A 14014-nucleotide genomic window follows, 5' to 3' on the forward strand; every position below is an offset into this window, starting at 1 on the left:
ACATTCAACATGTCACGACTCGGGACCAGGGGTGCGCGAGGGGGGATTTGAACCCCCACGCCCTTTCGGACACTGGCACCTGAAGCCAGCGCGTCTGCCGTTCCGCCACTCGCGCGAGTGCCGGACCAGTGTGCCCTGTTCGGCGGTGGAACGCCAAATCGGCGCGGCTTGGTCACTGTGCGGTCTCGAATCAGGAGGATCCCAGCGCGTATGCCGAGACGTCATACGGGGCACAGTTACCATGGCGTGCGCGGCACGGCCGCCGAGGACAGCGATCACGCACGACCCGGAGCAAGGAGGCGACCGTGGGCATCTTCGACAGACTGGAACGCAGCATCGAGCGTGGCGTCAACGGCGTCTTCGCCAAGGCGTTCCGCTCCGAGGTGCAGCCCGTCGAGATCGCGAGCGCCATGCGGCGCGCGATGGACGACCGGGCGGTCAGCGCCGGCAAGGGCAAGCGGCACGTCGTGCCCAACCTCTTCGTCGTCGAGCTGTCGACCACCGACTACGAGGGCCTGGTCACCGACCACGAGGACGAGCTGGCCGACGAGCTCATCGCGACCGCGTCCGAGCACGCCGAGAGCCAGCGCTACCAGCCCGGCGGGCCGGTCAGCGTGCAGTTCAGCGAGGACGAGAGCCTGGAGACCGGAGTCTTCCGGCTCCGCCCGTCGAATGCGCGACAGGTCCAGCCGAACATGCGCCGGATGCCGGAACGTATGCCGCCGGCCCGGGATGTCGACGACCCGCGCGCGCCGCGTGGGCACGAGCCGCCGCCTGCTGCCTATCGAGATCCAGCGCCTGGTCTCGATACGGGCTCCGCTGGCGCTCCGCCCTACTCGACCCGCGAGGGTGGCCGGCCCAGCGCTCCGCCCTACTCGACCCGCAACGAGGGGCGGCCGAGTGCTCCGGCCCGACCGACCCGCAAGCCGGACGACTACCGGCCCTCGCCGGCTGCGCCGCGCAAGCTGCGGCAGCGGCCGTGGCTGGATGTCGACGGTGACCGATACCCGCTGCTCGGGTCGATCACCGTGATCGGCCGCGACGACGATGCCGACATACTGCTCGACGACCCGGGAATCTCGCGGCGGCACAGCGAGATTCGCATCACCTACGACGGTCCGCACCAGGTGATCACCATCCGTGACCTCGGCTCCACCAACGGCACCTTCGTCAACGGCGACCCCGTCGGGACGACACACCTGAGCGAGGGTGACCGCATCACCGTCGGCCGCACACACCTGATCGTCCACGAAGGCGGGACCCGGTGAGCGAACTCACTCTCACCGCGATCCGCCTCGGGTTGCTGGCGCTGCTCTGGGCGTTCATTTTCAGCATCGTCAGCGTCCTGCGCGGTGACCTCTACGGCACGCACGTCACGACCCGGTCCAGCGACCGCCGCAGCACCCCGGCCGCACCGCAACGACCGGCGAAACCGGTGCGCCGCGGCCCGACCCGGCTGGCGATCATCGAGGGCCCGATGCGCGGCGGCAGCATCCCGCTCACCGAGAACGGCGTGCTGATCGGCCGCAACCCGGAGTGCACGCTGGTGCTCTCCGACGACTTCGCCAGCGGCCGCCATGCCCGCATCTACGCCGGCGGCGACAGCTGGATGATCGACGACCTCGGGTCGACCAACGGCACCTACGTCGGCGGCGAGCGCATCGGGCAGGGTATGCCGCTCTCCGAGGGATCACGCGTGCGCATCGGCCAGACGGTCCTCGAGGTCAGGAAGTAACCGCCATATGTCGATCTCCCTGCGGTATGCCGCTCGCACCGACATCGGTCTCGGCAGCAAGAGCCGCAACGAGGACTCCGGGTATGCCGGGCCCGACCTGCTCGTGCTGGCCGACGGCATGGGCGGGCACGCTGCCGGCGACATGGCCAGCTCGACCGTCGTGTCCGAGTTGGTGGCCCTGGACGGCGAGTCCTACGCGAGTGACGAGGCGCTGCGCCGGCTGGCGACGGCCGTGCACAACGCCAACGCGCGACTACGTGCGGAGATGGACGACGACGTCGACCTCGAGGGCATGGGCACCACGCTCGTCGCGTTCCTGCGCAGCGGAAACATGTTGGCGTTGGCCAACATCGGCGACTCGCGGGCCTACCTGGTGCGCGACGGTGTCTTCAGCCAGATCACCAAGGACCACAGCTTCGTGCAGACCCTCCTCGACGAGGGGCGCATCACCCAGGAGGAGGCCGAGCACCACCCGCAGCGCTCCCTGGTGACGCGGGTGCTGACCGGCCGCGACGACGACGAGCCCGACCTGTCGCTGCGCGAGGCCAAGCCCGGCGACCGGCTGCTGCTGTGCTCCGACGGCCTGCCCGACTACGTCGCGGGCCCGACCATCGAGCAGATCGTCACCGGTGACGGCAGCCCCGCGCAGATCGCCGACGCGCTGATCGCGATCGCGCTGAAGGCCGCGACACGGGACAACGTCACCGTCGTCGTCGCCGACGTGGTCGACGGCGATGCCGACGGGCCGTCGTCGACCACTCCGCAGATCGTCGGTGCCGCCGCGGCGCACGACACCTCCTCCGAGGTCGAGGACGCCCCGAGCAGCCCGGCCGCGAAGGCCGCCGCGCTCCGGCGGGCCGCCAACACCCCGGAGCCCCCGGAGCCCCCGGACGACGATGACGAGGACATGCCCGTCCTCGCCGAGGAGGGCCCCCGTCGCTTCCCGTGGTTGCGCCGCGGGCTGTTCGCCATACTCGTGCTGGCGGTGCTCGCGGTCCTCGGCATCTTCGGGTATGCCGCGACACAGCGGCAGTACTACATCGCCGAGCACGACGGCAAAGTCACCGTCTACCAGGGGATTTCGCAGAATCTTGGCCCCATCAAGCTGCACTCGGTCAACATCGTGAGCGACGTCTGGGTCGCCGACCTGCCCAGCTACGACCGCGACAAGGTCACCGCGAGCAGCATGACCGCGGGCAGCAAGGGGGCGGCGATCAGCATCGTGGAGAACCTCCGCGCGGACATGGTCACGTGCCAGGCGCAGGTCGCGGACGGAAGCAGCTGTTAAGTGAGCGTTCCGACCACGGCACTGAAGACCCGACGCAACACCGAGCTGGTGTTGCTGCTGGTTGCTGTCGCGATCGTGCTGGTCGCCTACGCGAATGTCGGCCTGGCGATCAACAATTCGCTGCCGGTCGACTTCTACACGCTCGGTGGCGGCTTCGCCGTCGTCACGTTCGTCTTCCACCTGGCGTTGCGCTGGAAGGCGGCATACGCCGACCCCGTGCTGCTGCCGATCGTCACCCTGCTCAACGGGCTCGGGCTGGTGATGATCCACCGCATCGACCTGGCACCGGGCTCCCCGAACGCCGCACCCAAGCAGCTCATGTGGACCGCCGTCGCCGCCGCGGCCGCGGTCGCGCTGATCTTCTTCGTGCCGGACCATCGCCGGTTGCGGCGCTACACCTTCATCTTCGGGCTGGCCGGTTTCATCCTGCTGCTCACACCGCTGCTGCCGGGAATCGGCCGCAACATCAACGGTTCTCGCGTGTGGATCGTCGTGGGCGGCTTCTCCTTCCAGCCCAGCGAGATCGCCAAGATCCTGATCACGATCTTCTTCGCCAGCTACCTCGTGCAGACCCGTGACGCACTGTCCCTGGTCGGCCGCCGGGTGCTCGGGCTGCCGTTGCCGCGCGCCCGCGACATGGGCCCGATCCTGATCGCCTGGATCGCCTCGCTCGGCGTGCTGGTCTTCGAGTCCGACCTCGGCACGTCGCTGCTCTTCTTCGGGCTCTTCGTCGGCATGCTCTACGTCGCGACCGAGCGCCGCTCCTGGATCATCATCGGCCTGGGCCTCTTCCTGGCCGGCGCCTACGTCGCCTACCTGCTGTTCGCGCACTTCCAGGAGCGGGTGTCGCTGTGGCTGGACCCCTTCCAGCCGGGCCTCTCCGACCAGATCGCCAAGGGCCTGATGGGTATGGCGGCCGGCGGCATGTTCGGCACCGGCCTCGGCCAGGGCCACCCGGAGCTGACCTACTTCGCCAACAGCGACTTCATCATCCCCTCGTTCGGCGAGGAACTCGGCCTGGTCGGGCTGTGCGCGATCATCGTGCTCTACGGCCTGATCGTCGAGCGCGGCCTGCGCACCGGCGTCGCGTCCCGGGACGGTTTCGGCAAGATGCTGGCGACCGGACTGGCGTTCTCGATGACGCTGCAGGTCTTCGTCGTCGTCGGTGGTGTCACCCGGGTCATCCCGCTGACCGGCCTGACCACGCCGTTCCTGTCCGCGGGCGGGTCGTCACTACTGGCCAACTGGGTGATCATCGCGATCCTGCTGCGGATCAGCGACCACGCGCGCCGGCCGACGTCCGATGACGGCCCCGACACCCTCAGCACCGACGACACCCAAGTGGTGAAGACGAAATGAATGCCCCCATCCGCCGCCTGGGCCTGGTCGCCGCCGCGATGTTCTGTGCCCTGCTGGTCGCGACCACGCTGATCCAGTTCGTGCAGGCCCGGGACCTGGACGACCGTGCCGGCAACCGGCGCACGCTGCTGGCGTCATACAGCAAGGAGCGCGGGTCCATCCTGGTCGGCGGCTCGGCCGCCGCGGTGTCGAAGAAGAGCAACGACCAGTACAAGTGGTTGCGCTCCTACCCGCAGGGTTCGCTGTATGCCGACGTGACCGGCTACTTCTCCTTCACCTACGGCAGCACCGGCATCGAACGCTCCTACAACGACTTCCTCAACGGCAGCTCCGACAAGCTCTTCTACCGCCGGCTCACCGACATCATCACCGGCCAGTCCGCGCAGGGAGCCAGCGTGCAGCTGACGATCAACGCCAAGGCGCAGCAGGCCGCCGCCAAGGCGCTGGGCAACCAGAAGGGCGCAGTCGTCGCGCTCGACCCGAAGACCGGCGCGATCCTGGCCATGGTCACCAGTCCGAGCTACGACCCGAACAAGCTGTCCGGCCACGACCTGAACAAGGTGCAGCAGTCCTTCAGCCAGCTCTCCAAGGACCCCGACCAACCGCTGCTGAACCGCGCGATCAACGGCAACCTCTACCCGCCGGGGTCGACCTTCAAGCTGGTCAGCGCCGCCGCGGCACTCGACTCCGGCAAGTACCAGTCCGGTTCGATGCTGCCGGGCCCCGCGAAGCTGCGGCTGCCCGGCACCAACAACTACCTGCCCAACGACTTCCCGGGCAACTGCGGCGCGAACGACAAGGTCAGTCTCAAGCGTGCCCTGACGATCAGCTGCAACACCGCGTTCGCGTCCCTGGGCATGAGCCTGGGCCAGGACACGCTGCGGAGTATGGCGACGAAGTTCGGCTTCGGGAAGTCGCTGTCGATCCCGATGTCGGTCACGCCGAGCGTCTTCCCCAGCGACCTGAACAAGCCGCAACTGGCCCAGTCCGCGATCGGTCAGTATGACGTGCGCGCCACCCCGCTGCAGATCGCGATGGTCAGCGCCGCGATCGCGAACGGCGGCAAGGAGATGACGCCATACCTCGTGCAATCGGTGCGCGACAAGAACCTCGACGTCATCCAGACGACGGACGCCAAGGAGTTCTCCACGCCGGTCTCGGGGGACACCGCCAAGACGCTCACGAACATGATGGAGTCGGTCGTGAGCCAGGGCACGGGAACCAATGCGGCCATCCCGGGCATCAAGGTGGCAGGCAAGACCGGAACGGCCGAGCACGGCCAGGGCCGTAATGCCGACGTGTGGTTCACCGGATTCGCGCCCGCGGACAACCCGAAGGTCGCCGTGGCGGTGCTGGTCGAGAACGGCGGAACGGTCGGACAGGAAGCAAGTGGCGGACTGGTGGCAGCACCGATCGCCAAGCAGGTGATGGAAGCGGTGATTGGTAAATGAGCCACGTGGGGGACCTGATGGGAGGTCGCTACCGGCTGACCAGCCGGATCGCGGCCGGCGGCATGGGCGAGGTGTGGCAGGCCCGTGACGAGATCCTCGGGCGCACCGTCGCGATCAAGCTGCTCAAGGAGGGGCTCACCGACGAGGAGGGCTTCACCGAGCGGTTCCGCAACGAGGCCCGACTGTCCGCGGCACTGGCGCACGGCAACATCGCGCAGGTCTACGACTACGGCGAGGACAGCAACCTCGCCTACCTGGTGATGGAATTCGTGCCGGGCAAGCCGTTGTCGTCGATCCTGCACGAGCGCGGCCCGATCTCGGCGGCCGACACCGCGAACCTCATCGGCCAGGCCGCCGCGGCCCTGCACGCCGCACACCGCGCCGGGCTGATCCACCGCGACGTGAAGCCGGCCAACATGCTGGTGACGCCCGACGGTGTGGTGAAGCTGACCGACTTCGGCATCGCCCGCGCCGTCGGCTCGGCCGCCATGACCAAGACCGGTGAGGTGATGGGCACCGCCCAGTACCTCGCCCCCGAGGCGGCCATGGGCCGGGAGACGACCGCACTGACGGACGTCTACTCCCTGGCCGTCGTCACCTACGAGATGCTCGGTGGGAGAAGGCCGTTCACTGCCGACAGCGCCGTCGCGCTCGCCCTGGCGCACGTCAACGAGCAGCCGCCGCCGCTGCCGGCAGAGGTGCCGGCCCCGATGCGCGCCGTCGTGCACGTCGCCCTGGAGAAGGATCCGGAGGCACGCCCCGACTCCGCGCAGGAGTACGGCCGGGCGCTGCGCCAGGCCGTCGCCGACAGTGAGCAGATGGGCCTGAACATCTGGGCCCCCGCACCGCGCCCGACCGGTCCCGGTGCACCCGCCGGTCCGTCCGGCCCACAGTCTGGCCAGCAGTCCGGCCGCACGTCGGGTCCGCAATCCCGCACCAGATCCGGCGGACAGCCGAAGACGGCCGGTGGAGGTCGCAAGCTCGGCAGGTCCGGGCCGCAGCGCACCTCGACGTCGCAGCACGTGGCCGGAGCCGGCAGCACGTCCGGCAGCCAGGCCGTCACCGAACCGGGCGGTTCGCGCACCAAAATGCTCGCGATCCTCGGTTCGGTGGTGACGGTGGTGATCATCGCGATCGTCGTGGGCGTCATACTGGCCACGCGCGGCGGTGACCCGAAGGTCCCCACCGCGCCCGACAGCGGCCCGTTCAACCAACCGATCGTGACCTACAGCCCGGAGGCGTCTTCGTGAGCGAGCGCAGCGAGCGACCAAGGACTCAGGCTCAGGCCAACGCCCGAGGAACGAGGGGTTTGGCGTGACAGATGGACTGCCACGCATCCTCGGTGGTCGCTACGAGATCGGTGAACTCATCGGCCGTGGCGGTATGGCGGAGGTCCACCTCGGCCATGACACCCGCCTCGGGCGGACCGTGGCCATCAAGATCCTGCGCGCCGACCTGGCCAGGGACAGCACGTTCCTGACCCGTTTCCGGCGGGAGGCCCACTCCGCCGCCGGCCTGTCGCACCACTCGATCGTCGCGGTCTACGACTCCGGCGAGGAGACCTTCACCGAGACCGGCGGCGCCGAGATCGACGTCCCCTACATCGTCATGGAGTACGTCGACGGGCAGACCCTGCGCGAGATCCTGAACGACGAGGAGAAGCTGTCCTCCGACGAGGCGGCCCGGGTGACCATGGGCATCCTGTCGGCGCTGGAGTACTCGCACGACAAGGGCATCGTCCACCGCGACATCAAGCCGGCCAACGTGATGCTGACCAAGGGCGGCAGCGTCAAGGTGATGGACTTCGGCATCGCGCGGGCGCTGGCCGACAACGGCGCGACGATGACGTCCGCGCAGGCCGTGGTCGGCACCGCGCGTTACCTGTCGCCCGAGCAGGCACAGGGCGAGACCGTCGACGCGCGCTCCGACCTCTACTCCGCCGGGTGCGTGCTCTACGAGTTGCTGACCGGCCGTACGCCCTTCGTCGGTGAGCCGGTCGCGCTGGTCTACCAGCACATCACCGACCCACCGAAGCCGCCGTCGGCCTACGAGCCGTCGGTGCCGAAGTCCATGAACGCCGTCACGCTGCACTCGCTGGCCAAGGCGCGCGACGACCGCTACCAGACCGCCGCCGATTTCCGGACCGACCTGCAGGCCGCCCGGACCGGCGCACCGCTGAGTGACGGAGCGACCGCGGTCATCAGTTCCGCCGCGGCCGCCGCGCCGTCGGTCCTGGACCGCGAGCCGCAGGCGCCGCAACCGGTCCGGCGTGACCACACCCGCGAGATACACGACAAGGAGCCGCAGCGCCGGCTGACCGGGCTGTGGGTCGTCGCGGGTGTCATCGCACTGCTCGCCATCCTCGGCATCGGCTATCTGGTGATGAACGGCAACAGTGACAAGCCGACCACCGAGGCCGTGCCCAACGTCGTCCAGCAGAAGGCGTCCGCCGCCAAGCGGATCCTCACCGAACACGGCTTCAAGAACGTCAAGGTCAACCTCGTCAAGAGCGACGTGACCAAGGGGTATGTCGCCAGCACCGACCCGACCGGTGGCACCAAAGTCGACCCGGTCGACCGGGTCCTGCTCAACGTCAGCGACGGTCCCGGCCTGACGTCCGTCCCGGACGTGTCCGGCAAGACGGTCACCGAGGCGGAACAGACGCTGAAGAACGACGGCTTCGCCAAGGTCACCGTCGCGGACAAGAAGGTCGACGACTCCGAATTCGCTGCCGGACAGGTCGTTTCGGCATACCCGGCGATCGGCTCGATGGCCGACCCCAGCCAGGGGGTGACGCTCAGTGTCAGCAGCGGCAAGGTGCACGTGCCCGAGGGACTGCTCGGCCAGGAGTCCGGTGACGCGCAGTTCGCGCTGCGGCAGGCGCACCTGAAGTGGGAGACCAAGCAGATCCCGGTCAGCGACCCGAACCAGGGCGGCAAGGTGCAGAGGGTCTCGCCGAAGCAGGGTGCGCGGGTGGACATGAACTCGACCGTGACGCTGACGGTCGGCGTCTACTCCAGTCAGACGACGGTGACGATCACACCGCCGCCGCCGAACCCGACGAACCCGCCGTCCAGCACGCCGAGTTCGACCGGCTCCGACACGTCGTCCCCGACCTCGAGCCCGACCTCGACGGGCTCGTCACCGACGAAGACCAAGCCCGGCAAGCCGAGCCACACCGGGCTGCCGCCGGTGCCGACGTTCTCGTCGACCAAGAAGTAGGCGGGCGGCGCCGCTCAGGCAGTGGCGCCGCTCAGGCGGTGGCGCCGTGCACCAGCGGTGCGAGGCCGGCGGAGCGCTCGACGGCGTCCGGCATACCGCACAGCGTCAGCCAGTTGGCGAGCATGCGGTGGCCGCCCTCGGTGAGCACCGACTCGGGGTGGAACTGCACGCCGTGCAGCGGCAGGGTGCGGTGCCGCACGGCCATGATGACGCCGGAGTCGGTGCGGCCGGTCACCTCGAGCTCATCCGGCACGGTGCCGGACTCGATCGCGAGCGAGTGGTAGCGGGTCGCGGTGAACGGTGTCGGCAAGCCCTCCAGCACACCGGCGCCCTCGTGCACGATGCGGGACGTCTTGCCGTGCAGCAACTCCGGGGCACGGCCGACCGTGGCGCCATAGACGACCCCGAGGGCCTGGTGCCCGAGGCAGACCCCGAACATCGGCTGCTCCCGCTGTGCACAGGCCTCGATCATCGCGGTGGAGACGCCGGCCTCCTCGGGAGTGCCCGGGCCCGGTGAGACGAGCACCCCGTCATACCCCTCGCCGCCCGCGGCGGTGATCGCGTCGTTGCGCACGACGGTCGTCTCGGCGCCGAGCTGCTGCAGGTAGCCGACGATCGTGAAGACGAAGCTGTCGTAGTTGTCGATCACCAGGATCCTGGTGGAGGTGCGTGTCATCGCGTCACTTTCCGTGTCACTGTGCGGCCTTCGCGTATTTCAGGTCGAGGGCTCCCTGGTATGCCGGGAAGGTCTTTTTGTCGGAGGTCTGCACGTCATACCCGAGTCCGGCCAGGGGCACATAGGCCCGGTAGTTCTGGACCGCCGGGCTGTCGTTCAGCGCCTTGCGCAGTTTGGCCGGGTCACCCATCGCCCGGACCCGGAACGGCGGCGAGTAGACGCGCCCCTGCAGCAGCAGGGTGTTGCCGACGCAGCGCACCGCCGAGGTGGAGATGACCCGTTGGTCCATCAGCATCATCGCGCTCGCGCCACCGGCCCAGAGGGCGTTGACCACCGCTTGGACATCCTGCTGGTGCACGACCAGCCAGTCGAGGTTCGCGCCCTTCGGCAGCGTCGACGGGTCGCGGGTCGAGTCGTTGAGCGTCACCGTGACGACCTTGCCGGTGGCCTTCGTCAGCCCGGCATGGTCGGCATACGCGTCGGCGGTCTGCTGGGTCGTGCGCAACCGCGAGGAACCGGGCGCATCCCGCTTGCCGAGCTTCTTGACGGTGGCCTGCAGGCCGGCGACGTCGGCGGCCTGGCTGGCGACGCGGCGGTTGCCGTCCTGCACCACCTGCACCAGATCGCGGGTCCCCGGCCGCAGGTCGTTGCCCTGGGACGTGGTGGCGCTGACGCCGAAGAGCAGCCCGGCACCGAGGCCGATCACCGGCACGGCATACGCCCACCGGTTCTGCGGTCTCCACATGTCGTGCCTCCTCGAGGGTCTTCGGCCCCGGCGTACCGGGCAGGTGAAATAGTGTTGACCAAATTCTGACATTTCGCTTTGGGAGTACGCCGTGAGCACGTCCGAGAACAACGCCGACGACCGGTCTGCAGTCCCCGGTGACGAGGACGCCGCCGCGAAGAAGGCGGCCAACAAGGCCGCCGCCAAGGAGGAGAAGGCCGCCCGGCGCAAGGAAGAGGAGCGCGAGCGCGAGGAGAAGCGCGTCGCGAAGATGGTCGACGCGCCGAGCCCGGGCTGGTGGGTGCCGACGCTGTGCACCTTCATGGTCGTCGGACTCTTCTGGCTCGTCGTCTACTACCTGACGGGCGAGAAGTACCCGATCCCCGGCATCGGCCTGGGCAACATGGCCATCGGATTCGTGCTGATCCTCATCGGGTTCGGTATGACGACGCGCTGGCGCTGACGCCGGAACTGCGCCCCGATCCGGGCTCGGATCGGCCACCGCCCGCAGTTACCCACAGGGTTATCCACAGGGTGGTGGAAAACTACACACATGTGATTCAGCGCCCGATCGGGCGCTGTTGTGCGTTTCCCGATGTATGGCGGCCGGCCCGTCCTGTCGAGCGTGCGGCGAGCCGCCGCGGGCTCTACGGCACCACCGGCCGCCGGGGCCACCTGCCTGCTGTGGGCCGGTGCGGTGCCCGACTCGCTGCAGCGCGACTTCCGGTGCTCGAGGCGGCTGAGGCGTCATGCGCGGCGGTGGTGGGGCCCGACGCGGTCACCTCGGCACCGATCCGCGCGAAACTCGCGAACGGCGTTGAGCCACAACGGTTTTCGCCATATCGGCGCCAAAGAGAGTGACCACTGGCTCAGATGAGCGGAACTGCGCTGCGCGCCGGCCGATCGCCGGAGCCGTCCCGACGTTCGCGGGCCGGGGCAGGGCCCGCCGGGAGATCGAGCGACCCGGTCACCCGGCACGCGGAGGTTCGATGTTCGCCGGCCGCCGGCCACCCGAGCGGGCCGCCGCGGCCCGGGCCGGAGCACGGACGCGCGCCGCTCCACATCAGGTGGATGAGACCCGAGCGTGCGACGCATTTCGGCGTCATACCGCGCCTGGCGAGCCGGGCGGTCGCTCTTGTCCACAGAGTTATCCACAGGCGGTGGATAACCACATGTGTGTAACTTCGATCAGTTGTCCGGACCGGGCGCGGTGTCGAAGAAGTGCATCGCGTCCAGCACGCTGCGCACCAGCGCGACCTCGTGGGTGCGGTAGACACCGGTGCGGCCGAGGTGCGCAAGGACCGCGAAGAAGCCCTCACCGCTGCGGAACTGGTCCTCGAAGATGTCGAACGCGTGCGGCAGCGCGTGGCAGACCGGCACGCCGAGCCGCCGCAACCGGAAGGTGTGCAGCAGCGCCGTGGCCTGGTGACGGGCGCGGGCCCGCTGGTCGTCGAGGTGGAAGCCGAAGCCCAGCCCGGGATCGATGGCCAGGCCGGCGACGCCGAGCTGCCGGGCCCGGTCGATCCGCTGCCCGAAGGTGTCGAGCATGCGCGGGATCGGGTCGGCCTCGACAACGTCACCGGTGAGGGCGCGAGCGTGGGGACCGAGGACGTGGCAGAGCACGACAGTGGCCCGGTGCTCGGCGGCGAGGGTGAACATGCGGTCGTCGTCGTCGGATCCGGTGAGGTTGAGCAGGCAGGCACCGGCCTCCAGCCCGGCCCGGGCCACCGGCTCCTGATAGGCCTCGACCGACACGGGTATGCCGTCCGCGGTCAGTTGCTCGACCACCGGCGCCAGCAGTGCCCGCTGCTCGGCCAGGTCGGCTCGTGCCGCAGTGGCTCGCGTGGACTCGGCACCCACGTCCACGACGTCCGCTCCCGCAGCGGCCTGCACCCGGGCCTTGCGAACCGCCGAGGCAGTGCTCACCGCAATGCTCTCCCGGTATGACGAGTCCCGGGACAGGTTGACCACGCTCATCAGCACCGGCTGCTCGTCGGTGTCGATCGTCCGCGAGCCGAGGTGCAGGGGTGCGACCGGAGTGGACAGGTCATCCTCGTGCTCGCGGGCGAGCTCGGCCAGCGCGGCGAGGTCGATCATCGGCCCGGCGCCAGGTAGCGCATCATCATCGTGTTGTCACCGTGCAGCGCGTGGGCCAACCGGAACTCGGTCACCTGCGGCAGCGCTGCGGTCGTGGGTGACTTCTCCGTCCCCGCGAAGACGGGACTGACGGTGATGTCCGCCTCGTCGACCAGGTCGGCGGCGACCAGATCGCGCAGCAGGTGCGGGCCGCCCTCGCAGACGATGCGGGTGAGGTTGCGCGCGACCAGCGCATCGATGATCGCCTGGGGACTCGTCCGCTCCAGGACGATCACGTCCGCGTGCTCACGGGCTGTCGCCAGGGGCCCGGGGGCGGCATCGACCGCGGTCAGAACCACCGGTTTGCAGGTGGATTCGCGCCAGAAGGGCAGCTCCCAGGGCAGCTGCAGCGACCCGCTGACCACGGCGACCACCGGGGCGGGCGCCTGCCCGGCGGCCTCCCGCCGCGACGCGTCGGCCGGCTTGGCCCGCATCGGGGTGTATTGCTCGGCGCGCAGCGTGCCGGCGCCGATCAGCACCGCGTCGGCATCACGGCGCACCGCGTTGAAGATGAGCTGGTCGGCCGGCGACGACACGGACCCGCTCAGCCGGTCCGGCCCCGCCGCGGCACCGTCGAGGGTGGTCACCATCATCGCCCGGACCCACGGTCCGGCAGCCGGCCACGGGTAGGCCCGCAGCAGGTCCTCCTCGCTCAGTCGATCGGCATCGGTGAGCGGGAGTGGGCCATGGACGGGGACAGCCTCAGACATATCTCCGCAACCTACCTGGCGTGGGGATGCGTCAGCGGTTGACACCCGCCAGCGCCATGAATTCGGCGCGTGAGCGGGGGTCGGTGCGCAGTTTGCCGAGCAGCGTCGAGGTCACGGTGCTCGAGCCGGTCGCCTGGACGCCGCGCAGCGTCATACAGGAGTGCTCGGCGGACATGACGACACCGACCGCACGGGGCGCCAGCTCCTGCTGGAGCAGGTCGGCGACCTGCTTGGTCAGCCGCTCCTGCGTCTGTGGCCGGCAGGCGAAATGCTCGACCACACGCGCCAGCTTGGACAGGCCGAGGATGCGCTCACCCGGCAGGTAGGCGACACACGCCCGGCCGATGAAGGGCAGCAGGTGGTGCTCGCACACGGACCGGAACGGTATGTCGCGAGCCAGCACCAGCTCGTCATACCCCTCCTCATTGGGGAAGGTCGTCATCTCGAAGGGCCGCGCCGTGAGCATCTCGGCCCAGGCGTGCGCCATCCGGCGCGGCGTGGCGCGCAGGTGCTCGGAGTCGAGGCCGACGCCGAGCGCCTGCAGGAACCCCGCCGCCGCGGACTCGGCCGCGGCCAGGTCCATGCCGCTGTCCGTCGGGGCGCCCGGCACGTCCTCGGACACATCGGACAGGACGCGCGGGTGCTCCTCCGGCCCTCGCTCCTGCACGGACCCCTGCGCCAACGGGACAGCCATGCCCGGTCTCCTCTATCGA

13 protein-coding genes and 1 tRNA gene are annotated in these 14014 nt (G+C 69.4%); 8 read left to right on the forward strand and 6 right to left on the reverse strand.

Annotation, left to right across the window (positions count from 1 at the left end):
• Positions 1-32: 32 nt before the first annotated feature.
• Positions 33-115, reverse strand: a tRNA-Leu gene (locus tag VG502_RS11735).
• A 190-nt stretch (positions 116-305) separates the two neighbouring features.
• On the opposite strand from VG502_RS11735, the gene VG502_RS11740 reads away from it, so the two are divergent.
• The 7 genes from VG502_RS11740 (at position 306) to pknB (ending at position 9055) form a co-directional block, all read left to right on the forward strand.
• Positions 306-1268 (forward strand): FhaA domain-containing protein, encoded by a 963-nt coding sequence (locus VG502_RS11740; RefSeq protein ID WP_325550244.1) that lies wholly within the window; start codon positions 306-308, stop codon positions 1266-1268.
• A complete protein-coding gene (locus VG502_RS11745; RefSeq protein WP_325550245.1) occupies positions 1265-1735 on the forward strand; it encodes an FHA domain-containing protein FhaB/FipA in 471 nt (156 codons plus the stop codon). Before VG502_RS11740 ends, VG502_RS11745 begins: the two co-directional genes overlap by 4 nt.
• 7 nt (positions 1736-1742) lie before the next feature.
• Entirely contained in the window at positions 1743-3023 is a 1281-nt protein-coding gene (locus VG502_RS11750) for a PP2C family protein-serine/threonine phosphatase (RefSeq protein WP_325550246.1), read from the forward strand.
• Positions 3024-4382 carry an FtsW/RodA/SpoVE family cell cycle protein gene (locus VG502_RS11755; protein ID WP_325550247.1) on the forward strand — a complete coding sequence of 453 codons (1359 nt, stop codon included), beginning with the start codon at positions 3024-3026 and terminating at the stop codon, positions 4380-4382.
• On the forward strand, positions 4379-5833 hold the full coding sequence (locus VG502_RS11760; protein ID WP_325550248.1) for a peptidoglycan D,D-transpeptidase FtsI family protein: 1455 nt from the start codon (positions 4379-4381) through the stop codon (positions 5831-5833). Before VG502_RS11755 ends, VG502_RS11760 begins: the two co-directional genes overlap by 4 nt.
• Positions 5830-7083, forward strand: a complete 1254-nt coding sequence (locus tag VG502_RS11765) for a protein kinase domain-containing protein (RefSeq protein WP_325550249.1) — start codon at positions 5830-5832, stop codon at positions 7081-7083. The genes VG502_RS11760 and VG502_RS11765 overlap by 4 nt, the downstream gene beginning before the upstream one ends.
• A gap of 64 nt (positions 7084-7147) precedes the next feature.
• Positions 7148-9055: a Stk1 family PASTA domain-containing Ser/Thr kinase gene (gene pknB, locus VG502_RS11770; protein ID WP_325550250.1), complete on the forward strand. Its 1908-nt coding sequence runs from the start codon at positions 7148-7150 to the stop codon at positions 9053-9055.
• Positions 9056-9086: 31 nt separating this feature from the next.
• Here the strand turns inward: pknB and VG502_RS11775 are convergent, their stop codons facing one another.
• Together VG502_RS11775 and VG502_RS11780 are read right to left on the reverse strand one after the other, a co-directional pair.
• Positions 9087-9731: an aminodeoxychorismate/anthranilate synthase component II gene (locus VG502_RS11775; protein WP_325550251.1), complete on the reverse strand. Its 645-nt coding sequence runs from the start codon at positions 9729-9731 to the stop codon at positions 9087-9089.
• 16 nt (positions 9732-9747) lie between these two features.
• Positions 9748-10476, reverse strand: coding sequence for a DUF881 domain-containing protein (locus VG502_RS11780; protein ID WP_325550252.1), 729 nt, complete (start codon positions 10474-10476; stop codon positions 9748-9750).
• Between the two features lie 91 nt (positions 10477-10567).
• Here VG502_RS11780 and VG502_RS11785 point away from each other — a divergent pair, with 91 nt between their 5' ends.
• Positions 10568-10918 carry a cell division protein CrgA gene (locus VG502_RS11785; RefSeq protein ID WP_325550253.1) on the forward strand — a complete coding sequence of 117 codons (351 nt, stop codon included), beginning with the start codon at positions 10568-10570 and terminating at the stop codon, positions 10916-10918.
• Positions 10919-11643: 725 nt separating this feature from the next.
• On the opposite strand, the gene VG502_RS11790 is transcribed toward VG502_RS11785, so the two are convergent.
• The 3 genes from VG502_RS11790 to folE are packed head-to-tail and all read right to left on the reverse strand — an operon-like array spanning position 11644 to position 13995.
• The gene (locus VG502_RS11790; protein ID WP_325550254.1) at positions 11644-12552 is read right to left on the reverse strand and encodes a dihydropteroate synthase; all 909 of its coding nucleotides are present in this window, start codon (positions 12550-12552) and stop codon (positions 11644-11646) included.
• Positions 12549-13301 (reverse strand): dihydrofolate reductase family protein, encoded by a 753-nt coding sequence (locus tag VG502_RS11795; protein ID WP_325550255.1) that lies wholly within the window; start codon positions 13299-13301, stop codon positions 12549-12551. Before VG502_RS11795 ends, VG502_RS11790 begins: the two co-directional genes overlap by 4 nt.
• Positions 13302-13332: 31 nt before the next feature.
• Positions 13333-13995, reverse strand: coding sequence for a GTP cyclohydrolase I FolE (folE, locus tag VG502_RS11800; protein WP_473964769.1), 663 nt, complete (start codon positions 13993-13995; stop codon positions 13333-13335).
• Positions 13996-14014: the final 19 nt, after the last annotated feature.

The organism is Flexivirga sp. (assembly GCF_035551235.1).
Taxonomy (GTDB): Bacteria; Actinomycetota; Actinomycetes; order Actinomycetales; family Dermatophilaceae; genus Flexivirga.

What these genes read in the sequence shown, in the direction of transcription:
- VG502_RS11790 (WP_325550254.1), bottom strand. Translation starts at nt 12,552, where the DNA reads ATGATCGACCTCGCCGCGCTGGCCGAGCTCGCCCGCGAGCACGAGGAT.
- VG502_RS11780 (WP_325550252.1), bottom strand. Translation starts at nt 10,476, where the DNA reads ATGTGGAGACCGCAGAACCGGTGGGCGTATGCCGTGCCGGTGATCGGC.
- VG502_RS11760 (WP_325550248.1), top strand. Translation starts at nt 4,379, where the DNA reads ATGAATGCCCCCATCCGCCGCCTGGGCCTGGTCGCCGCCGCGATGTTC.
- VG502_RS11775 (WP_325550251.1), bottom strand. Translation starts at nt 9,731, where the DNA reads ATGACACGCACCTCCACCAGGATCCTGGTGATCGACAACTACGACAGC.
- VG502_RS11765 (WP_325550249.1), top strand. Translation starts at nt 5,830, where the DNA reads ATGAGCCACGTGGGGGACCTGATGGGAGGTCGCTACCGGCTGACCAGC.
- folE (WP_473964769.1), bottom strand. Translation starts at nt 13,995, where the DNA reads ATGGCTGTCCCGTTGGCGCAGGGGTCCGTGCAGGAGCGAGGGCCGGAG.
- VG502_RS11795 (WP_325550255.1), bottom strand. Translation starts at nt 13,301, where the DNA reads ATGTCTGAGGCTGTCCCCGTCCATGGCCCACTCCCGCTCACCGATGCC.
- VG502_RS11750 (WP_325550246.1), top strand. Translation starts at nt 1,743, where the DNA reads ATGTCGATCTCCCTGCGGTATGCCGCTCGCACCGACATCGGTCTCGGC.